Annotated in this window: 19 protein-coding genes; 10 read left to right on the top strand and 9 right to left on the bottom strand. The window is 70.4% G+C overall.

Annotated elements, in window-relative coordinates; all coding sequences use genetic code 11:
* The first annotated feature begins 47 nt into the window (after positions 1-47).
* The gene (locus tag PV796_RS17015; RefSeq protein ID WP_274919072.1) at positions 48-251 is read left to right on the top strand and encodes a hypothetical protein; all 204 of its coding nucleotides are present in this window, start codon (positions 48-50) and stop codon (positions 249-251) included.
* A gap of 33 nt (positions 252-284) precedes the next feature.
* On the opposite strand, the gene PV796_RS17010 is transcribed toward PV796_RS17015, so the two are convergent.
* Positions 285-701, bottom strand: a complete 417-nt coding sequence (locus tag PV796_RS17010; protein ID WP_274914108.1) for a metal-sensitive transcriptional regulator — start codon at positions 699-701, stop codon at positions 285-287.
* 203 nt (positions 702-904) lie between these two features.
* Between PV796_RS17010 and PV796_RS17005 the strand changes: the two genes are divergently transcribed.
* Positions 905-1,525 (top strand): DUF47 domain-containing protein, encoded by a 621-nt coding sequence (locus PV796_RS17005; RefSeq protein ID WP_274914106.1) that lies wholly within the window; start codon positions 905-907, stop codon positions 1,523-1,525.
* A 10-nt stretch (positions 1,526-1,535) separates the two neighbouring features.
* On the top strand, positions 1,536-2,534 hold the full coding sequence (locus PV796_RS17000; RefSeq protein WP_274914104.1) for an inorganic phosphate transporter: 999 nt from the start codon (positions 1,536-1,538) through the stop codon (positions 2,532-2,534).
* 115 nt (positions 2,535-2,649) lie between these two features.
* Here the strand turns inward: PV796_RS17000 and pstB are convergent, their stop codons facing one another.
* The 4 genes from pstB to pstS form a co-directional block, all read right to left on the bottom strand.
* Entirely contained in the window at positions 2,650-3,426 is a 777-nt protein-coding gene (pstB, locus tag PV796_RS16995; RefSeq protein WP_274914103.1) for a phosphate ABC transporter ATP-binding protein PstB, read from the bottom strand.
* Between the two features lie 88 nt (positions 3,427-3,514).
* Complete coding sequence (gene pstA, locus PV796_RS16990) at positions 3,515-4,594, bottom strand: phosphate ABC transporter permease PstA (protein WP_274914101.1); 1,080 nt, start codon at positions 4,592-4,594, stop codon at positions 3,515-3,517.
* Positions 4,591-5,577 (bottom strand): phosphate ABC transporter permease subunit PstC, encoded by a 987-nt coding sequence (pstC, locus tag PV796_RS16985; protein WP_274914099.1) that lies wholly within the window; start codon positions 5,575-5,577, stop codon positions 4,591-4,593. Before pstC ends, pstA begins: the two co-directional genes overlap by 4 nt.
* A gap of 97 nt (positions 5,578-5,674) precedes the next feature.
* Positions 5,675-6,808 carry a phosphate ABC transporter substrate-binding protein PstS gene (gene pstS / locus PV796_RS16980; protein ID WP_274914098.1) on the bottom strand — a complete coding sequence of 378 codons (1,134 nt, stop codon included), beginning with the start codon at positions 6,806-6,808 and terminating at the stop codon, positions 5,675-5,677.
* A gap of 411 nt (positions 6,809-7,219) precedes the next feature.
* On the opposite strand from pstS, the gene PV796_RS16975 reads away from it, so the two are divergent.
* Positions 7,220-8,323 carry a C40 family peptidase gene (locus PV796_RS16975; protein ID WP_274914096.1) on the top strand — a complete coding sequence of 368 codons (1,104 nt, stop codon included), beginning with the start codon at positions 7,220-7,222 and terminating at the stop codon, positions 8,321-8,323.
* Positions 8,324-8,860: 537 nt separating this feature from the next.
* Positions 8,861-10,417 (top strand): PP2C family protein-serine/threonine phosphatase, encoded by a 1,557-nt coding sequence (locus PV796_RS16970; protein ID WP_274914095.1) that lies wholly within the window; start codon positions 8,861-8,863, stop codon positions 10,415-10,417.
* A gap of 34 nt (positions 10,418-10,451) precedes the next feature.
* Here PV796_RS16970 and PV796_RS16965 read toward each other — a convergent pair whose 3' ends face one another.
* The 3 genes from PV796_RS16965 to PV796_RS16955 all read right to left on the bottom strand — a co-directional run bounded on the left by PV796_RS16965 (position 10,452) and on the right by PV796_RS16955 (position 12,061).
* The gene (locus PV796_RS16965; RefSeq protein WP_274914094.1) at positions 10,452-10,793 is read right to left on the bottom strand and encodes a DUF2516 family protein; all 342 of its coding nucleotides are present in this window, start codon (positions 10,791-10,793) and stop codon (positions 10,452-10,454) included.
* Between the two features lie 147 nt (positions 10,794-10,940).
* Positions 10,941-11,576, bottom strand: coding sequence for a hypothetical protein (locus tag PV796_RS16960; RefSeq protein ID WP_274914093.1), 636 nt, complete (start codon positions 11,574-11,576; stop codon positions 10,941-10,943).
* A gap of 32 nt (positions 11,577-11,608) precedes the next feature.
* Complete coding sequence (locus tag PV796_RS16955) at positions 11,609-12,061, bottom strand: helix-turn-helix domain-containing protein (RefSeq protein ID WP_274914091.1); 453 nt, start codon at positions 12,059-12,061, stop codon at positions 11,609-11,611.
* Positions 12,062-12,324: 263 nt separating this feature from the next.
* On the opposite strand from PV796_RS16955, the gene PV796_RS16950 reads away from it, so the two are divergent.
* From PV796_RS16950 to PV796_RS16930, 5 genes are all read left to right on the top strand, one after another.
* Positions 12,325-13,095 (top strand): TnsA-like heteromeric transposase endonuclease subunit, encoded by a 771-nt coding sequence (locus PV796_RS16950; protein ID WP_274914090.1) that lies wholly within the window; start codon positions 12,325-12,327, stop codon positions 13,093-13,095.
* Positions 13,061-15,148 carry a transposase gene (locus PV796_RS16945; protein WP_274914089.1) on the top strand — a complete coding sequence of 696 codons (2,088 nt, stop codon included), beginning with the start codon at positions 13,061-13,063 and terminating at the stop codon, positions 15,146-15,148. The genes PV796_RS16950 and PV796_RS16945 overlap by 35 nt, the downstream gene beginning before the upstream one ends.
* Positions 15,139-16,176, top strand: coding sequence for an ATP-binding protein (locus tag PV796_RS16940; RefSeq protein WP_274914088.1), 1,038 nt, complete (start codon positions 15,139-15,141; stop codon positions 16,174-16,176). The genes PV796_RS16945 and PV796_RS16940 overlap by 10 nt, the downstream gene beginning before the upstream one ends.
* The gene (locus PV796_RS16935) at positions 16,173-16,901 is read left to right on the top strand and encodes a hypothetical protein (protein WP_274914087.1); all 729 of its coding nucleotides are present in this window, start codon (positions 16,173-16,175) and stop codon (positions 16,899-16,901) included. The genes PV796_RS16940 and PV796_RS16935 overlap by 4 nt, the downstream gene beginning before the upstream one ends.
* Before the next feature lie 490 nt (positions 16,902-17,391).
* Positions 17,392-18,357 carry an SDR family NAD(P)-dependent oxidoreductase gene (locus PV796_RS16930; protein WP_274914086.1) on the top strand — a complete coding sequence of 322 codons (966 nt, stop codon included), beginning with the start codon at positions 17,392-17,394 and terminating at the stop codon, positions 18,355-18,357.
* 232 nt (positions 18,358-18,589) lie between these two features.
* Here the strand turns inward: PV796_RS16930 and PV796_RS16925 are convergent, their stop codons facing one another.
* Positions 18,590-19,465, bottom strand: coding sequence for a maleylpyruvate isomerase N-terminal domain-containing protein (locus tag PV796_RS16925; RefSeq protein ID WP_274914084.1), 876 nt, complete (start codon positions 19,463-19,465; stop codon positions 18,590-18,592).
* Positions 19,466-19,477: the final 12 nt, after the last annotated feature.

Raw genomic sequence — 19,477 nt, 5'->3', positions numbered from 1 at the left:
CGCTGTCGGGTAGCCACCACGGCGTGGGAAGGCGCTCGAAGGAGGAGGTGTCGGACGTGCCGGCCCATCGCCATCCGACCGTTCAGGACCAGGTGGCCCTCGTGGAGATCGACCTCACCGGTGAGTTGATGATCGCGGCGGCGGCCGCGAGCGAGGACCGGCTGAGCACCGACCGGATCGACGAACTCCTGCACGTGGTCGGGGTACCACGGGGCGAGGGGGCCGACCGGGAGACGCCGGACCCGCGCTGACGGGCCCGCTGACGGGTCGTGGACCGCCGGACGTCAGCTCCGCAGCATCCGCTCGATGGCCTTGGTCGCCTCCTGGACCTTGGCGTCGATGGCCTCGGGCCCCTTGGTGGCGGCGTCGGCGACGCAGTGCCGCAGGTGCTCCTCCAGCAACTGGAGCCCGAAGGACTGCAGGCCCTTCGTGCTCGCCGAGACCTGGGTGAGTATGTCGATGCAGTAGACGTCTTCTTCGAGCATCCGCTGAAGGCCCCGGATCTGACCCTCGATGCGGCGCAGTCGCTTGATGTGCGCGTCCTTTTGCTTGGCGTAGCCGTGGCCGCCGGGCGCGGAATCCTCCACAGCGGTATCGGTCACAGATCCGGTGCCGCCGGCGGGGTCGGAATGCGCTTGGGGGCCGTGGCAGGCCGCGGCGGGTGCGGTCCCGCCGCTGGTGTCCGCGTCCGTGGTCGTCATGGCCATCTCCCGTGGTATTGAGGCGATCCGTATACCCCCGGCGGGTATATCGTACCGAAGTTTTCGGGCCCTCGCGGTACCCCGTGCAGAGCATGCTGCCCGATAGGCGACACTGAAGGAATGCCGGTTAGCTGGGTTAGCTGTGGCTGGATGATGCGCCTAGCATCAACTCGACCGAATCCGATGTACCCCGAGGATTTCACGTGCGCTTTCGTCTGACCCCCAGGGAGACGAGCTTCTACGACATGTTCGCGGCGTCCGCGGACAACATCGTCACAGGCTCCAAACTCCTGATGGAACTGCTCGGGGCGGACGCCTCCGCACGGGCCGAGATCGCCGAACGGATGCGAGCGGCCGAGCACGCCGGGGACGACGCGACGCACGCGATCTTCCACCAGCTCAACTCCTCGTTCATCACGCCGTTCGACCGCGAGGACATCTACGCGCTGGCCTCGTCGCTCGACGACATCATGGACTTCATGGAGGAGGCCGTCGATCTGGTCGTCCTCTACAAGATCGACGAACTCCCCAAGGGCGTCGAGCAGCAGATCGAGGTGCTGGCGCGGGCGGCCGAGCTGACCGCCGAGGCGATGCCGAACCTCCGCACGATGGCCAACCTCACCGAGTACTGGATCGAGGTCAACCGCCTGGAGAACCAGGCCGACCAGATCCACCGCAAGCTGCTGGCCCACCTCTTCAACGGCAAGTACGACGCCATCGAGGTGCTCAAGCTCAAGCAGATCGTGGACATCCTGGAGGAGGCGGCGGACGCCTTCGAGCACGTCGCCAACACCGTCGAGACCATCGCGGTCAAGGAGTCCTGAGCCCACCGCCATGGACACCTTCGCGCTCATCGTGACCATTGGGGTCGCGCTCGGATTCACCTATACCAACGGCTTCCACGACTCGGCGAACGCGATCGCGACCTCGGTCTCGACGCGGGCCCTGACCCCCCGGGCCGCGCTGGCGATGGCGGCCGTGATGAACCTCGCCGGCGCCTTCCTCGGCAGCGGCGTCGCCAAGACGGTCAGCGAGGGGCTGATCGCAACTCCCCACGGCAGCAAGGGGATGGGCATCCTCTTCGCCGCGCTGCTCGGTGCCGTGGTCTGGAACCTCGTCACCTGGTACTTCGGTCTGCCGTCGTCCTCCTCGCACGCGCTGTTCGGCGGCATGGTCGGCGCGGCGCTGGCCGGCGGGACGCAGGTGATCTGGTCGGGGGTGGTCGAGAAGGTCGTCCTGCCGATGTTCATCTCGCCCGTCATCGGGCTGGTGCTCGGCTACCTCGTGATGGTCGTGATCCTCTGGCTGTTCCGGAAGGCCAACCCGCACAAGGCGAAGCGCGGCTTCCGCATAGCGCAGACCGTCTCGGCGGCCGGCATGGCGCTCGGGCACGGCCTCCAGGACGCCCAGAAGACCATGGGCATCGTGGTGATGGCGCTGGTCATCGCCGATGTCGAGACGGCCGACGACGCCATTCCGCTGTGGGTCAAGCTGGCCTGCGCGATCACCATGTCGCTCGGCACCTACGCGGGCGGCTGGCGCATCATGCGGACGCTGGGCCGGCGGATCATCGAGCTGGACCCGCCGCAGGGCTTCGCCGCGGAGACCACCTCCGCGTCGGTGATGTACCTGGCGTCCTTCATGTTCCACGCGCCGATCTCCACCACCCACGTCATCACCGCCTCGATCATGGGCGTCGGCTCGACCAAGCGCCCGCGCGCGGTGCGGTGGGGCGTGGCCAAGAACATCGTGATGGGCTGGTTCATCACCATGCCGGCCGCGGCGCTGGTCGCCGCCCTGGCGTTCTGGTTCATCAAGCTCACCTTCGCCTGACGCCGCTGGGCGCACGACGGTGAAAGGGCCCGTCCCCGGGTTACGGGGGCGGGCCCTTCGTCCTGCGGTGGCACCGCCATGCAGCACCGCGGGACACCGGGGGCGGCCGACGGACTCAGCCGAAGCGGCCGGAGATGTAGTCCTCGGTGGCCTGGACCGACGGGTTGGAGAAGATCCGCTCGGTCTCGTCGATCTCGATGAGCTTGCCGGGCTTGCCGACGGCCGCCAGGTTGAAGAACGCGGTGCGGTCCGAGACCCGCGCGGCCTGCTGCATGTTGTGCGTGACGATGACGATCGTGAAGCGCTCCTTGAGCTCCCCGATGAGGTCCTCGATGGCGAGCGTGGAGATCGGGTCGAGCGCGGAGCAGGGCTCGTCCATCAGCAGCACCTGCGGCTCGACCGCGATGGCGCGGGCGATGCACAGCCGCTGCTGCTGGCCGCCGGACAGGCCCGAGCCCGGCTTGTTCAGCCGGTCCTTGACCTCGTTCCAGAGGTTGGCGCCCTTGAGGGAGCGCTCGACGATCTCCTTGAGCTCGCTCTTCTTGTAGCCGCCGTTGAGCCGCAGGCCGGCCGCCACGTTGTCGAAGATCGACATCGTGGGGAACGGGTTGGGGCGCTGGAAGACCATGCCGACGGTGCGCCGGACGGCCACCGGGTCGACGCCCGCGCCGTAGAGGTTCTCGTCGTCGAGCAGCACCTTGCCCTCGACGCGGCCGCCGGGGGTGACCTCGTGCATCCGGTTCAGGGTGCGCAGGAAGGTCGACTTGCCGCAGCCGGAGGGGCCGATGAAGGCGGTCACCGAGCGCGGCTCGACGGTCATCGAGATGTCGTCGATGGCCTTGTGGGAGCCGTAGTACGCGTTCAGGCCGCTGACGTCGATGCGCTTGGCCATGTCAATCACTGCTTCTTTCTGCTGCGGCTCGGTCAGCGGCCGCTGGCTGGATGGTCGGACTGCACTGTGCTTCCGCTCCGGCTGGGGGTCAGCGCGTCCTTTGCGGGGCCTTCCAGCGGGCGATGCCGCGGGCCACCAGGTTCAGGACCATGACGAAGGCGATCAGCACGAGTGCCGCGGCCCAGGCCCGGTCGTAGGAGGCGTCGGAGCCCTGCTGCCACTGCTGGAAGACGTAGAGCGGCAGGGACTGCTGGGCGCCCTCGAAGGGGTTGTTGTTGATCGTCTTGGCGCCCCAGACCAGCAGCAGCACCGGGGCGGTCTCGCCGGCGATGCGGGCGATGGCGAGCATCACGCCGGTGGTGATGCCGCCGATCGACGTCGGCAGGACGACCTTGAGGATCGTGCGCCACTTCGGGACGCCGAGGGCGAGCGATGCCTCACGCAGCTCGTTCGGGACCAGCTTGAGCATCTCCTCGGTGGAGCGGACCACCACCGGCATCATCAGGATCGCCAGCGCCATCGAGCCGGCGAAGCCGGACGGGCCGAAGCCGAGGATCAGGATCCACACGGAGAGGACGAACAGGCCCGCGACGATGGAGGGGATGCCGGTCATCACGTCGACGAAGAAGGTGACGACCTTGGCGAGCTTGCCGCGGCCGTACTCGACGAGGTAGATCGCGGTCAACAGCCCGAGCGGGGCGGCGATCAGCGTCGCCAGGCCGACCTGCTCCAGGGTGCCGATGATCGCGTGGTAGACGCCGCCGCCGGGCAGCGCGTCGGGCAGTGTGCCCATCGAGTGGGACAGGAAGTATCCGTCGAGGACCTTGGTGCCGCGGTCGATGGTCTCCCACAGCAGCGAGGCCAGCGGCACCACCGCGAGCAGGAAGGCGGTCCACACCATGCTGGTGGCCAGCCGGTCCTTGGCCTGGCGGCCGCCCTCGACGGCCGCGGTCAGCACGTAGGTGACGACGAGGAAGAGCAGCGCGGCGATCAGACCCCACTGGACCGTCGAGTCGAGGCCGGCGGCCAGCCCGATGCCACAGCCCGCGGCGACGGAGACCAGGGCGAGGACCGGCAGCGTCCAACGGGGGAGCCGGGACTGCTTCAGGGCGAGCGGGGTGCGCGGCTCGGCGACCTTGCGGTGGCGGTGGCTGGTGGCGACGGTCATGAGGAGGCCCCCGAGTACTCCTTGCGGCGGGCGATGATCAGCCGGGCGGCGCCGTTGACGAGCAGGGTGATCACGAAGAGGACGAGGCCGGAGGCGATCAGGGCGTCCTGGCCGAAGGTGTCGGCCTCGCTGAACTTGCTGGCGATGTTCTGGGCGAAGGTGCCGCCGCCCGGGTCCAGCAGGCTGGCGTTGATCAGGAAGCTGGGGGAGAGGACCGTGGCGACCGCCATCGTCTCGCCCAGCGCGCGGCCCAGGCCCAGCATGGAGGCGCTGATGACGCCGGAGCGGCCGAAGGGGAGCACCGACATCCGGATCACCTCCCAGCGGGTGGCGCCGAGGGCCAGCGCGGCCTCCTCGTGCATCCGCGGGACCTGGAGGAAGACCTCCCGGCTGACGCTGGTCACGATCGGCAGGATCATGATCGCGAGCAGGATGCCGACGGTGAACAGCGAGCGGGCGGCCCCGTTGCTGTAGCTGAAGATCCCGGTCCAGCCGAGGTAGTCGTTCAGCCAGCCGTAGAGGCCGCTCAGGTGCGGGACGAGGAAGAGGGCGCCCCACAGGCCGTAGACGATGCTGGGGACGGCGGCGAGCAGGTCGATGACGTACCCCAGCGGCGAGGCCAGCTTGCGGGGCGCGTAGTGCGAGATGAACAGCGCGATGCCGACCGCGACCGGGACCGCGATGAGCATGGCGATCACCGAGCTGACGACCGTGCCGAAGGCGAGGACCGCGATGCCGAACTTCGGCTCGGTGCCGGTGGCGTTCCAGTCCAGGGTGGTGAAGAAGTTGGCCTTGTCGCCGGATATGGCGAGGACCGAGCGGTAGGTGAGGAAGGCCGCGATGGCGGCCATGATCACCAGCAGGGTTATGCCGGAACCCCGGGAGAGTCCGAGGAATATGCGGTCACCGGGGCGGACCGCCTTGCCGGAGACCGATGCGGTGGCCGGTGGCGGTGTGTCGGATAGAGGAGGGGAGTAGTCCATGGGTTTCTCCGGTCTGCGGAGCCCGGGGGGGCTCCGGCGCGGCGGTGCACCGGACGGGCGGCGGCCGGGCCGTGCGGCCCGACCACCGCCCGGTGGGTCAGGAGAGCGTGGCGACGGTCTTGCTGACCTTGTCGGCGATCTCGGCCGGGAGCGGGGCGTAGCCGAGGGCCTTGAGGGCGTCCTGGCCGTCCTTGCTGGAGATGTAGGTGAGGAAGGACTTGGTGGCCGGCAGGGTGTCGGCCTTGTTGCCCTTGTCGCAGACGATCTCGTTGGTCACCAGGGTGATCGGGTAGGCGCCCTCGTCCTTGGTGGTGTAGTCGAGCTTGAGCGCGAGGTCGTTGCCCTGGCCGGCCGGCTTGGCCGCGGCGATCGCCTTGGAGGCGTTGTCGACGGTGGCCTCGACCGGGGCCTTGGCGCCGGTGTTGATCTTGACGGTGGGGATCTTGCCGGCGGTGGCGTAGGACAGCTCGAAGTAGGAGATCGCGCCGCTGGTCTGCTTGACCTGCGAGGAGACGCCGGCCGAACCGGACGCCGCCTGGCCGCCGCTGCCCTCCCACTTCTTGCCCGGCTCGTGCTTCCAGGCGCCGCCGGAGGCGCCCTTGAGGTACTTGGTGAAGTTGTCGGTGGTGCCGGAGTCGTCGGAGCGGTGGAACGCCTGGATCTTCAGGTCCGGCAGCTTGGCGCCCGGGTTGAGCTTCTTGATCGCCGGGTCGTTCCAGTTGGAGATCTGCGAGTCGAAGATCTTCGCCAGGGTGGGCGCGTCGAGGACGAGGCTGTCCACGCCGGGGACGTTGTAGCCGACCGCGATCGGGCCGCCGACCATCGGCAGGTCGATCGCCTGGCCGCCCTTGCAGACGGACTTCGACTTGGCGATCTCCTCGGGCTTCAGCGGGGAGTCGGAGCCGGCGAACGCGGTCTGGCCCTGGAGGAAGGTGGTGATGCCCGCGCCGGAGCCGGTGGGCTGGTAGTTGATCTCGGTGCCCTGGCAGGCGCCGGCGTAGTTCTGCACCCAGACGTCCATGGCGTTCTTCTGCGCCGAGGAGCCGGAGGCGAGCAGCTTGCCCTTGCCCTCGCACTTGATGTTGGCCGCCTTGGCGGAGCTGCCGCCGCTGCCGCCGCTCCCGCCGCTGGTGTTGTCGGAGCCGCACGCGGAAAGGGCCAGGGCACCGGAGACGGCGAGAGCGCCAACGGCGAGGGCGCGAACCCGGTTTTTGCGCTGAAGCTGCTTCACTGTCGAGAGTTCCTTCCTGGTGCGCGCCGTTTCCTCGGCGTGCGGGTGGTGGCGTGGTGGGCGGCGCCGTCGCCTGACGGCGCACCGCGCACTCGGTACGGCCGAAATTAGGCAGATCAGGTGAAGCAGCCGATGGAGCGGAGTGAACGCACGGTGAACCTCGGCCGTCGGCTGCGTGCGGCGCGGGCCGGCGCGACCGCCGGCTCCGGGACGCCCGCCCGGTCGTGAAGCGCCACTCCGGAGCGCCGCGTTCGGGGCGCGGGCGCCCGTCTTCCGGCGAAACGGCCCGTCGCCCTGTTGGATTACCGGTCGGTATGGCAGCATCCGCGCCGAAGCGCGCACACGAATCGGTGCGGAACGAGCCGGAGGTGACCGGTGGGGAGCCAGGGGGCACAAAGGAGCGTTCGGGACGTGGCGGGGGAGCGGGACGCACGGGGCGTACGGGGTCTGCGGGGCGGCCGGTTGGCGCTCTGCACCGCAGTGGTGCTCTGCGCGACGGGGCTGCTCGGCGGGACGGCGACGGCGGCGCAGCGGGCGCCCGCCCCGAGCCCACCGCCCGACGGCGGGGCGCGCCATCTCGACGAGGTGCGCAAGGAGATCGAGGGGCTCTACCGCGCGGCGGAGCGGGCCACCGACGCGTACAACGCCGCCGAGGAACAGGTCCAGCTCCAGCAGAAGAAGATCGTCGAGCTGGCCCGTACCATCGTGGCCGCGCAGGGCCGGCTGGCCGTCCTCAAGCGGCAGGCCGGGGCGCTGGCCAGCGCGCAGTACCGGGCGGGCGGCATTCCTCCCGAGGCGAAGCTGGTGCTCAACGCCGATCCCGAGGCTTTTCTGGCCAACGCCGATCTGGTCCGCAAGGGGCAGCAGGCGGTCAAGGGCGTGATCGGCCAACTCACGCACCTCAAGAGCGACTTGGACGGCTACGCCCAGGACGCCAGCCACCGCTGGGAGCAACTGGAGGCCGATCGCCAGAAGAAGGACGCCGCCCGCAAGCAGATCAACGACAAGATCGATGCGGCGAAAGCGCTGGAATCCCGGCTGGCCGCCAAGGAAAAGGACCGGCTGCGGAAACTGGAGGACGAGCAGGCACTGCTGACCCAGCAGAAATGGCTCGACTCCGGCGCGCTCCGGGACATCCGCGGAAAAGCCACCGAGCAGGGCAAGAAGGCGATTTCCTACGCCACTTCGCAGATCGGCAAGGATTACGTCTGGGGTGCGGTCGGCCCCAACACCTTCGACTGCTCCGGGCTCACCCTACGGGCCTGGCAGGCGGCCGGCCGGACCATTCCGCGCACCTCGCAGGAGCAATGGCGACAACTGCCCCGGGTGCCGCTCAAGGAGATGCGCCCGGGCGACCTCGTCATCTATTTCTCGGACGCCAGTCACGTCGGGATGTACCTCGGCGACGGGGCGATCGTGCACGCCCCGCGCCCCGGCCGGCAGGTGACCATCACGGGCGCCGGCTCGATGCCGATCCTGGGGGTGGTCCGGCCGGACGGCGAGCGGACCGGCTGACGGGGCGGGGCGGGGCAGGGCGGCACGGAATGATTCCGGACATTCTCCGGCCGCCCCTTGCCGCCCGCTTACCGCCGATTACCCCCCTTTCTCCGTGCGTTCGGCGCCGCGTTCCGCACTGCGTTCCGGGTGGCATCCGTTACTCGTGCCATGCCGCGTTCGCCGCCGTCGGGGCGGAATCGACGGCGTTACCGGAAGTCAACGGGCGAACGGATGGGGCAATTTCTCCGGTATCGGTCGCGGGTGGCGCGGGGCTGGCTTTCCGTAGTGATCCGGTAGCGGATTGCGCTCGGGTGGGGTGATGTTCGTCATTCCCCTCGCCGGGCTCCCCAGGTGAAGTGCCATATCGGCGTTGGCATATGACGAAGGCCGCGTGCCAAAGGGCATTCCGCGCCCGGTGCTCCGGACGCTATGGTCGCCATTCGATGCCCGGTAGCGCCCTGCTCAGCCGACCGACGAGCGGGGTCGAACCGGGCACGGTGGTGCGCCGGTCGGTGCGCCGCCGCACCCCTCGGGGGGAGGGAAGGAAGCAGACCCATGCCCGTACCCGTGCCGCACCCGCGGACGGCCGTGCTGCCGCACCAGGCAGGACCGGTGAACGCAGGCTGCGCGGAGACCCGCGCGGCCGCCGCCGGCATGCCCGCGCACGGGGGCTGCTCCGGGGCTTCCCCCGCTCCGCAGGACGCGCCCCATGGGCCCGCCGGTTCCGCCCCGCTGCCCCGGGATCTCCCGGAGGCCGGTCTGCCGCGGCCCGCCGACCCTCGCATTCCGGCCGGCCGGAATGCTGCCCACCCGGTGACCGGCCATGCGACCACCACGGGGACCCGGACCGTGTCCTCCGTCACACCGCCCGCCCCCGTGGCCGAGCCCGTCGCCGCCGTGGAGCCGGCGCCCGAGCCGCCCGCCCATGGGCTGACGCTGCTCCTCATAGGCGAGGACCCGAACAACCACGTCCCGGAGATGTGGGACTGGGCCGGCCGCAAGGTCCGGCTGCGCACCGCCCGCAACCTCACCGAGGCCGAGCGGCTGCTCACCGACGACGTGGACTGCATCCTGCTCGACCTCACCCCGGCCGAGCCGGCCGGCCGCGAGGACCGCGACGGGACCCGCGCCGGCGACTCCGGCGACGAACTGGCCGCCGTCCGGGCCGTGCTGCGCATGGCGCCCGCGCAGGCCGTCCTCGTCCTCACCTGCGAGACGGATGCCGAGCGGGCCGCCGACGCGGTGCGGGTGGGCGCCCAGGACTACCTCTTCCGCGACGAGTTGGACGGCAAGGTGCTCAGCCGCGCGGTCCGCTACGCCGTGGAACGCAAGCGCGCCGACCTCGCCCAGCGCCAGCTCACCGAGTCCCGGCTGCGCGCCCAGGAGAACGCCCGCCTGGAGCGCGGCCTGCTGCCCACCCCGCTGCTCGACGGCTCGGAGCTGCGCTTCGCCGCCTGCTACCGGCCCGGCCGCAGCCGCGCCCTGCTCGGCGGCGACTTCTACGACACCGTCCGCACCCCGGACGGCACCGTGCACGCGATGATCGGCGACGTCTGCGGCCACGGCCCCGACGAGGCCGCGCTCGGCGTCGAACTGCGCATCGCCTGGCGGGCGTTGACCTTCGCCGGGCTCTATGGCGACGAGTTGCTGGCCACGCTCCAGAAGGTGCTGGAGAACGAGCGCCCCGACGACGAGATCTTCGCGACGCTGTGCACCGTCGACATCTCGGAGGACGGCCACCGGGCCGGGGTCTGCCTGGCCGGCCACCCCGCGCCCCTGCTGGCCCGCGCCGGACAGCAGCCGGAGCTGCTGCCGTACGAGTTCGGCGGCCCGGCGCTCGGGCTGCTGCCGCAGGCCCGCTGGCCGCGCCACCAGGTCGAGTTGGGCGCCGCCTGGAGCCTGCTGATGTATACGGACGGCCTGATCGAGGGCCGGATCGGCGAGGGCACCCGGCGCCTGGGCCAGGAGGGCATGACCGAACTCGTCACCCGCCAGATGGCCAGTGGCCTCCAGGGCGAGGAACTGCTGGAGGCGTCGGTGCGCGAGGTGCGCGCGCTCAACGGCGGGGAGCTCACCGACGACGTGGCGGTGCTGCTGCTGGACCGGCGGTAGCCGGCGGGTCGGCGAGCTCCGGGCCCGCCCGGGCTCAGCGGCCGCCGTTGTACGGCCCGTAGGGACCGTCCGAGCTGGAGCCCTTGTGCCAGCCGCGGCCGCCGCCGCTCACCGCGCGCAGCGCCGGTCGGACGTCGACGGTGTAGACGATCACCGCGATCACGCCGATGATCGGCAGGAACGACAGCAGCGGCAGCAGGAACAGCAGCGCCGTGGCGATCCCGAGGAAGACCAGCCACATCGCCTTGTTGTTCTTGTCAGCCGCGCGGTAGGCGGCCTCGCGGCGGGTGGCCGCATCGACGAGCATCACGGCGGCGTACACGCCGAGAGCGAGCTGAACCCAGCTCAGTACGCTCTGGAATCCGTAAATCAGCACGCCGTCCACCACCCGTTAGCCGTTCACCCAGGAAACTCGGTCTGTCATCTCGGTCCGTGCGGCCCTTTCCGCCCCACCGTACCCGGACAACGGGCCGGGCACGTGAGGAGTGCCCGGCCCGCCGATGGATCACCGCTCACCGGTGGCTCACTTCGCCGACGGCGGGGTGCTCTTCTTCGCCGGGCCCGCGGCGGGCTTGCGCGGCGGGGCCGGCTTCTTCGCCGTGGCGGTCTTGGGCTCGGTGGAGGCGGTGGCCTTCGCCTGGGCGGGGGTCCCGTTGGCCGGCACGGTCTTGGCGCGGCCGTTGCCCGGGACGTCGCCCGCGCCGTCCTTGCCCGGCTGCGGCTCGATCGCCACCGCCAGCTCCTCGACCTGCTCGGCGGCGCCGCCGCGCCAGTTCTGCACCGCGCCGCGGCCGCGCTCGGCCAGCTCGTCGTAGGTCTCGCGGGCCTGTACGGCGACCTCGGCGGCCCGGCCGACGCCGCGCAGTGCCAGCTCCTGTGCCTGGTCGCGGAACTTCTTCAGATCCCCGTCGAGCGAGCCCAGCAGCTCGGTGAGCTTGTCCTGGGCCTCCTTGGCCTGCTTGGTGACCAGGGCCTGGATGTCCTTGGGGTCGGTGCTGCGGACGGAGTCGAAGCGCTTGGGCGCCTCGGCCTTGAGCTTCTCGACCAGCTGCGGCACCTCGCCCAGCTTCTCGGCGGCCAGGTCGGCGGTACCGGCCAGGGCGTACAGCGGGGTCGCGTCGGTCAGGGCCTTGCGGAGGTCATCGGTGGTGATGGCCATGACGTGGTTCCTCCTGGAAACGATGGGGTTGCTCAGGTGGCGTGCGGGCCGCCGTCGGCCTCTGTCTCATGGGGGCGGCCCCCGTCCTCGGACCCGTCGCCGGCCCGGTGCGCGACGCCGTCGGCCGCGGCACCGCCGAGCCCGTTCTCCTTGCGGAAGGACTCGTAGATCTGCAGCAGGACCTGCTTCTGCCGCTCGTTCAGCGACGGGTCGGTGAGTATCGCGGTCTGCACCCCGGCGCCGTCCGGGGCGCGCCGTTCGTCCAGGATTCCGGCCTGGACGTACAGCGTCTCGGCGGATATCCGCAGCGCCTTGGCCAACTGCTGGAGGATCTCCGCGCTCGGCTTGCGCAGCCCGCGCTCGATCTGGCTGAGGTACGGGTTGGACACCCCCGCGGCATCCGCGAGCTGCCGCAGGCTGAGCTGCGCGGTGCGCCGCTGCTCCCGCAGGAACTCGCCGAGATTGCCGACATTGAGTGATGCCATGACTCGATACTGCACGGTAGTGCTAACTATTGCAAGCAAGTGCTAGCAAGAGTGACGCGGTTTTGGCGGGGGCGGGCGTCGACCTCGGTTCGTCGATGTCCTGTCTCTGTGATGTCCGGGCAGTCTCAGTCGTCCCCGGGCAAGTGAGCTGACGTCTCAGTCATCTCCGGGCATTTAGTGGAGCGTCTCGGTCTTCTCCGGGTACGTCATCGCCGCCTTCCGTACGGTCTTCGCGACTGGTCGGCGTCGTACCGGAGGCCCGGATGGATACGAGCGTGTTGTCGGCGGAAGACGTCGAGCTGGAGTACGTCAGCGCCGCCGGGTTCCGTGAGCGGGGTTCGCTGGGGCGGCTGTGGCCGGTGCCGTTCGAATCGGTACGGCCCGAACGCCGGTTCCCAACGTTCCGGGGGCAGACCAACCGGTGCGGCTGGTACTGGTCGGCGACCTGCGGCGGGCGTGTGGGCCACGAGTCGTGGCTGGAGCGGGACCATCTGATGCTGCTCGACTTCGATCCGCTGGTGACGGGCATGGCCTCGCAGCCGTTCCGGCTGTCGTGGACGGGAACGGAGGGAAAGCGGATCCGGCACACACCGGACTTCTTCGTGCGCCGCGCGGACGGCACTGCTCTGGTGGTCGACGTCCGCCCCGACGAGCGGATCAAGCCTCCCGATGCGGTGAAGTTCGCCGTGACGGCGGCGGCGTGTTCGCTGGTGGGCTGGGATTTCACCCGGGTGGGGGCGCCGGATGCGGTGCTGATGGGGCTGGCGGGGTATCGGCATCCGCGGGTGCACCGCGCCGGGGTCGCTGCCCGGCTGATGGCAGCTTTCGCCGAGGGAGGCGGGCTGCTGGACGGGGCTCGCCACGTGGGCGATCCGGTCGCGGTGCTTCCGGTGCTGTTTCACCTCCTCTGGCGGCAGGTCCTGATTGCGGACCTGGGGGCCGGACTGTTGGCCGCGGACGCGGAAGTCCGGCTCGGCGTGGTGCGGGAAGGGGGCCAGGATGCCTTTGCGTCCGCGGCTGTTGCGAGCGGGTGACCTGGTCCGCTTCGACGGCCGTCTGCAGACGGTGGCCGCGCTGGAGGGGACCGCGGTCCGGCTGGTCGACGAAACCCAGTCGGCGAGCGTCGTGATGCTCGCCCATCTGCTGACCGGTGAGGACTTCGAGGTGGTCACGCCGGTCTCGGTGCGCGCGGTGGTGCCGGCGGCCGGGGTGCTGGAGGGACTTCCCGCCAAGGCGGTTGAGCGGGCCGAATGGTGGCAGCGGCACCTGGTGGAGATGCTGACCGGCCGCCCACTCGATGACCCGCACGGGCCGGTGAAAGACGAGTACGACCCGGCCGTCCGTTCTCTGCGGCAGCGAGAGTTGACGAAGGTCGCTGAGCTGGAGGCGGCGGAGACGACGGTGTCGTTGACCATGTTGCAGGACATGCGGGCCAGATTCGAGCGGGAGGGTGTGCTCGGTCTGGTCGATCCGCGACTGCGTTCGGCCCCGGACGGCACGGGCCGCGCCGACCGGCGGGTGGTGGCCGCCCTGCGGAAGGTCGTGGAAGAGCAAACCGCCAGGTCCACGGTCTCCGCACAGGTGCTGCGGCGCCGGATGGAACGTCTCCTGGAGGACGAGCACGGGGCCGGGGCGGTGCCGTTGCCGTCACGGGCGACGTTCTACCGGCTGCTCAAGGCGATCTCCTCCGGCCGGCACACGCTGGGCTCGGCCCGCACCCGCCGTTCGCTGGCCAAACAGCCCGAGGGCATGTTCGGCCAGCTGACCGCCATCCGGCCGGGTGAGGTGATGGAGATCGACTCGACTCCACTGGATGTGCTGGTCGTGCACGACGACGGCACGGTCGACACCGTGGAGCTGACCGGCATCGTCGATATCGCGACCCGCACATTGGCCGCGGCGGTGCTGCGGCCCTCGACGAAGGCGGTGGATGCCGCGCTGCTGCTGGCGAGGGCGATGACTCCGGAGTCGATGCGTCCGGGCTGGCCGGACGCGCTGCGGATGTCCCGCTCGGTGCTGCCGCACGTCTCGCTCACGGCGCTGGACGAGCGGCTGGCCCAAGCAGCGGCGATCCCGGTGATCACGCCGGAGACGATCGTCTGTGACCGGGGCAAAGCTTACATCTCCGACACGTTCCGCTCGGCCTGCCAGTCGCTGGGCATCTCCTTCCAGCCCGCGCACCCCGATACTCCGACGGACAAGCCGCACATCGAGACGACGCTGGGCTCGGTGGCCACGATGTTCGTCTCACACCTGCCCGGTCACAAGGGCCGCAGCACCGAGCACCGCGGCACCGATCCGGCAGCGCAGGCGGTCTGGTCGATGCATCAGCTCCAGGAACTGCTCCAGGAGTGGATCGTGATCTGGCAGAACCGCCCGCACGACGGCCTGCGCGACCCGCTGATGCCAGGCAAGGCTCTGAGTCCGAACGAGAAGTACGCCGCGCTCGTCGCGGCGGCCGGGCATGTCCCGGTCGCGCTCAGCCCGGACGAGTACATCGAGTTGCTGCCCCGCTGCCGTCGGACGATCAACTCCTACGGGATCCGGCTGGGCCACCGCACCTACGACAGCACGGAGTTGACGCCGTTCCGCCGCCAGCCGTCCGGCGCCGGCCCGGACGGGAAGGGGTGGGAGGTCCACTACGACCCATACGACATCTCTCGCATCTGGGTACGCAATCATCGTGAGGGCGGCTGGATCACCGCGATCTGGCGGCATCTGCGCACCGCTCCGATGCCGATGGGTGAACTGGCCTGGGACCACGCCCGCCGGGTCCTTGCCGAGCGGGGTGCCGATCCAGTCACCGAGGAGGAGATCGCGCAGGCCGCGGTCGCGCTCCTGGACCGGGCCGCCGACGGCCCCCAAGGCACGGCGGGCAGGCCCTCTGGCCGCAGCCGCAAGGACCGCAAGGTCGCCGCCCGGACCCGGACCACCAGCGCTCCCTCCTGGCCCCGGCCGGCTCCTGCAACGCCTGCTGAGCCGCCGCCTCCCGACGCGGAGGAACCGGAGGAAGGCGAGGGCGCCCTCGCCGACGTCGTCCCGCTCGGAATCTTCGACGCCCGCAAGGAGGCCGAGAAATGGTGGTGAACACACCGGACCCGGACACTGGTGGCACCGGCGGGCTGCTGGAGACGCGGCGTGATCCCACCACGCAGCTCACCGGCTGGCGGCAGTTCGTCGAAGCCGACCAGACCAGCTTCGATCTGCTGCCCGAAGACCGGTGGCGTTCGCTGAGCCCCGCCGATCAGGAGTCCTACGACGATGCCCGCATCCTCTACCACTCCGAACTTCAAGTCGTACGCACCTCGGCCGTCCGGGAGATCGCCCACCAGGGGCGCCTGCTGACTCTGCTCAACCAGCGTGAAACCGGAGCCCGGCGCGGCCTGATCGTCTCCGGTCAGCAGACCACGGGCAAGACCACGGCGCTCAAGCAGCTCGGCCGTCTCCACGAACTGCGCGTCCGCCAACGCCATCCCGACAGCGACGGAATCCCGGTCGTCTATCTGACTGCCCCGCCCAAGGGGTCGCCCAGGAAACTCGCCATCGAGTTCGCCCGCTTCCTCGGCCTGCCCTCCGTCTCGGCCCGTCACAACACGATCGATATCACCAACGTCGTCTGCCAGGTGATGATCGAGGCCCGCACGGACCTCGTGCTCGTCGACGAGATCCACCTCCTGAACCACGGAACCACCGCCGGCGAGGACCTGTCCGATCACCTGAAGTACTTCACCGAACACCTGCCCGCAACCTTCGTCTATGCCGGCATCGACGTCGAGCAGTCCGGCGTTTTCACCGGCATCCGCGGCCGGCAGATGGGCGGACGCTGCACCCTGGTCCGCACCGGCGCCTTCCCCCGCAACGCGGAGTGGCGATCACTGATCGCCACCTTGGAGGACACCTTGCGCCTCCACCGCCACCAGCCGCAGACCCTGGTGAATCTCTCCGACTATCTGCACCAGCGCACCGGCGGCATGATCGGAAGCCTCTCTCACCTGATCCGCGCCGCGGCCATCACCGCGATCCTCGACCAGAGCGAACGCATCACCCAGAGCTTGCTGAAGAAGACCCGGATCGATCACAACAGCGAGAACGCCTCCCGCCAGAGGGCCGGATGAGCGAACCAACTGATTACTGGCTGACCAGGCGTCTTCCCCGCCCCGTCACCCCGTTCCCGCAAGAGACGGAGAAGTCCTACCTCCGCCGCCTGGGCGAGGCCAACGGAGTCATTCCCACACGAGCACTCGCGCAGAGCAGCTGGCTGGAGTCCCGGCAGGACTACATTGACCGACTCAGCCTGGCCAGCGGCCAGTCCCGGAAGAGCCTGCTGCAGGCGATCCCCTATCTCGGTCAACAGCCGAAGATGTTCCACCCCTCCCGCCCGGACTTTCTTCCGGGCGTCCCCTGCCATCTCTGCGTCGCCCGTCGCACCGGAACCTACAACCGCGTTCATCAGGTCACCGCCTGGCGCTCGCGCTTCCACCACCAGGTCTGCCTCCGCCACAGACTCTGGATCGGAGAACCAGCAGGGCACTACCAGATCCAGGCCGATCTCACCGCTCTACCTGACGTCCTGCAGGCACAACGACGTCACCACCGCCTTCTCCACAAGCACGGGCCCGTTGTCCTCACCACCTGCTACGAGCGCGGAGCCAAGCTCTGGCACGACCTCGCCGGTCGCAGCTTCCGCCACGAGGACACAGCGCGACGCGTCCAAGCCCTTCCCCCACTCCGGCACGGCAGCAACCGTGACCACCGCCGTCTCATCGCCCACTACCCGGAGACCGTCACCATCACCGCGCTCTACGCCTCACCTCACTGGCGCTCACTCGCCCTCGCGTAAGGACACGGCTTCCAGCAGTTCATCGACGAGTTCAACAACCGACTCCAAGTCGAGTTGGTCCCCCGATTCGACGGAGGCATGTGGTTCGTCCATGCCTTACGGGATGCCGCCGACGGGATCGAAAGATCCCTCGCCGCATATGCCCAACGAAGAGCTACCCGGCGCAAGCTGAGACGCCCCCAGGACCCGTCGTCTCAGACTTCTCCGGGCATCCCAGATCCGAGGCCCTACACCACTCGGACTTAACTGCGACAGGACAGTCGAGGTGGCCCGCGCGTCGCCCTGTCGCGTGGAGGGGCCGCGGGGTTGTCGGCGGGCGCTGTCGGTGCGGCGTCGGCGGTGCGTCGGTGGGCTGTTGGTGGTCGCTGCGAGTGTGGGTGAGGACCGGGGGCGGGGGCGGCGGGCCGTATGCCGTGGCTGTCCCGTCATCCCGTCACCCGTCGTCTCGTCCCGTCTTGATCGTCGCGCCTCGTGCCATAAGGGAGCCCGCATGTCGTCCGTGCCGCCCGTGTCATCCGTGCCGTCCGTCCCGCGCTGGGACGTGCACCGGTTGCCGTCCGCCGACGGCAGTACCGTCCTGGTCACCGGCGGCAACGCGGGCATCGGGTACTTCGTCGCCGAGCAGCTCGCCGCGACCGGGGCCGTCGTCATCCTGGGCAGCCGGAACCCGGCGCGGGCCGAGGACGCCCTGGGGGCGCTGCGCGCCCGGGTCCCCGGCGCACGGGTACGGGCCGTCCGGATGGACCTCGCCGACCTCGCCTCCCTCCGGGACGCGGTGGAGTCCCTGGAGGTGACGCGCCTCGACGCGGTGGTCCACAACGCCGGGGTCGCGCTCGACGGGCCGGCGCGCCAAGAGACCGGCGACGGACACGAGTTGATGTTCGGCACCAACCACCTCGGGCACTTCGCGCTGACCCGGTGGCTGCTGCCGCTGCTGTCGGCCGCGCCGGCGGGCCGCGTGGTGACCATGGGGAGCTTCGCGGCCAAGACCGAGCGGCTGGATCTGGACGACCTTCAGTCCCGGCGCGACTACCGGCCCAAGCGCACCTACGGACGGTCCAAACTGGCGCAGATGCACGTCGGGTTCGAGCTGGACCGTCGACTGCGGGCCGCCGGCAGCCCGGTGGCGAGCGTGGTGGTCCACCCCGGCGGCGCCCTCGACTCCCGCACCCCGACCCGCCCGCCGGTGCACGTCCGGACCGCCGGCGCCTGGCTGCGCGGGCTGCCCGCGGCCGCCGTCCTTCAGGGCAAGCACGCCGGGGCGTGGCCGGCGGTGCGCGCGGTGCTCGATCCGGGCGTGCGCGGCGGGCAGTTGTGGGGTCCTCGGGTCCTCGGCCTGCGCGGCCGGCCGCGCAACGAGCCGCGGTGGCGCAACCTGGCCGACACCGAGGTCGCGGCCCGACTCTGGGCGGCCAGTTGCGCGTTGACCGGGGTCGAGCCGGTTGTCACGCCGTGAACGGGCCGGGCGATCGGAGCCGCCGCCCGGTCACCCGCCCTACGGGAGCGGAGGGCGGCGCCTTGTCCGATCCCCAAGAGCCCTGCCGCTCATGGGCGTTGGCCCCGCCGGCCGACGCCCCGGTGCGCTGACTGCCGGTCCGCCCACGACCACCGCCGAACCGGCCGCGACCGGGGCCCGTTGGGCATCGTCCCCCTGAGAGGTGCCGGGCCGCGTAACTGCCCTGCTCCTGCTACTCCTTGAGCCAGAAGCTGACGGCGTCCAGCCAGGCGTCGAGGAGGTCGAGGTCGCCGGTGATCTCGACCGGGCCGGTGTGCGCGCCGACCGGCCCGGGGGTCGGGCCGCGGGTGGGGAGGCGGCCGTAGACGAGCAGCAGGAGGTCGCTCAGGGCCCCGCGGACGGTGGTGGTGGTCGGCGTGGCGAGGGTGCCGGTGGCCGGGCGGTGCCAGGTGAGGGCGTCGGCCTCCAGGCTGATCAGCCAGTCCGCCGCGGCCTCGGGGGCGGCGTCGGTGGCCCGGAAGCGGAGGCTGTGGCCGGCGCCCATGAACGCGCATATCCGCGGCTTGGGTTCGAGCACGACCGGCAGTGAGCCGAAGGACATCCACTCGTCGAGGGCGTCGATGGCGACGTCCTCGACGACGGCGAACGGGCGGTCGGCCGGGGCCGGGCCGGCCGGGGACCGCGCGGTGGCGAAGGTGGCGTCCGCACGGTGCACCACCGTCTCGTGCGTCATCCGGCGGGCCCAGAAGGCCGGCGTGCCGCCCGGGGCCACCGTCCAGACCGCGGTGTCGGGCCCGGCGGCGCGCAGGACGTCGGCCAACTGCTCGGCGCCCTCGGTGAGCCAGGCGCCGAGCGCGGCCGCGTCCACGTCGGCGTAGCCGGTGACGTCGTTGACCAGGTCGTCGGGGACCGGGCCGGTGGCCCTGGTCCGGATGATGGTGTCGACCCAGCGGTGCGCACCGCCGAGGTGGCGCACCAACTGGGCGAGCGTCCAGCCGGGGCAGGAGGGCACCGGCGCCGAGAGGTCGGCATCGGACAGGCGGGTGCTCAACAGGGCGGTCTGAGCGACGATTTCGGCACAGTGGCGGTCATAGCTCATCGAAGCCATGCGCCCACCGTA

Origin of the sequence: Streptomyces sp. WZ-12, assembly GCF_028898845.1 — a bacterium.
In the GTDB taxonomy this organism is placed as follows: domain Bacteria; phylum Actinomycetota; class Actinomycetes; order Streptomycetales; family Streptomycetaceae; genus Streptomyces.
Note: the sequence above shows the minus strand (reverse complement) of the source record. Positions and strands in the feature narration are given on the sequence as shown.

Excerpts from the sequence above, each read along its gene's own strand:
- PV796_RS17010 (WP_274914108.1), bottom strand. The coding sequence starts at position 701 with ATGACGACCACGGACGCGGACACCAGCGGCGGGACCGCACCCGCCGCG.
- PV796_RS17000 (WP_274914104.1), top strand. The coding sequence starts at position 1,536 with ATGGACACCTTCGCGCTCATCGTGACCATTGGGGTCGCGCTCGGATTC.
- pstB (WP_274914103.1), bottom strand. The coding sequence starts at position 3,426 with ATGGCCAAGCGCATCGACGTCAGCGGCCTGAACGCGTACTACGGCTCC.
- pstA (WP_274914101.1), bottom strand. The coding sequence starts at position 4,594 with ATGACCGTCGCCACCAGCCACCGCCACCGCAAGGTCGCCGAGCCGCGC.
- pstC (WP_274914099.1), bottom strand. The coding sequence starts at position 5,577 with ATGGACTACTCCCCTCCTCTATCCGACACACCGCCACCGGCCACCGCA.
- PV796_RS16970 (WP_274914095.1), top strand. The coding sequence starts at position 8,861 with ATGCCCGTACCCGTGCCGCACCCGCGGACGGCCGTGCTGCCGCACCAG.
- PV796_RS16960 (WP_274914093.1), bottom strand. The coding sequence starts at position 11,576 with ATGGCCATCACCACCGATGACCTCCGCAAGGCCCTGACCGACGCGACC.
- PV796_RS16955 (WP_274914091.1), bottom strand. The coding sequence starts at position 12,061 with ATGGCATCACTCAATGTCGGCAATCTCGGCGAGTTCCTGCGGGAGCAG.
- PV796_RS16950 (WP_274914090.1), top strand. The coding sequence starts at position 12,325 with ATGGATACGAGCGTGTTGTCGGCGGAAGACGTCGAGCTGGAGTACGTC.
- PV796_RS16945 (WP_274914089.1), top strand. The coding sequence starts at position 13,061 with ATGCCTTTGCGTCCGCGGCTGTTGCGAGCGGGTGACCTGGTCCGCTTC.
- PV796_RS16940 (WP_274914088.1), top strand. The coding sequence starts at position 15,139 with ATGGTGGTGAACACACCGGACCCGGACACTGGTGGCACCGGCGGGCTG.
- PV796_RS16935 (WP_274914087.1), top strand. The coding sequence starts at position 16,173 with ATGAGCGAACCAACTGATTACTGGCTGACCAGGCGTCTTCCCCGCCCC.
- PV796_RS16930 (WP_274914086.1), top strand. The coding sequence starts at position 17,392 with ATGTCGTCCGTGCCGCCCGTGTCATCCGTGCCGTCCGTCCCGCGCTGG.
- PV796_RS16925 (WP_274914084.1), bottom strand. The coding sequence starts at position 19,465 with ATGGCTTCGATGAGCTATGACCGCCACTGTGCCGAAATCGTCGCTCAG.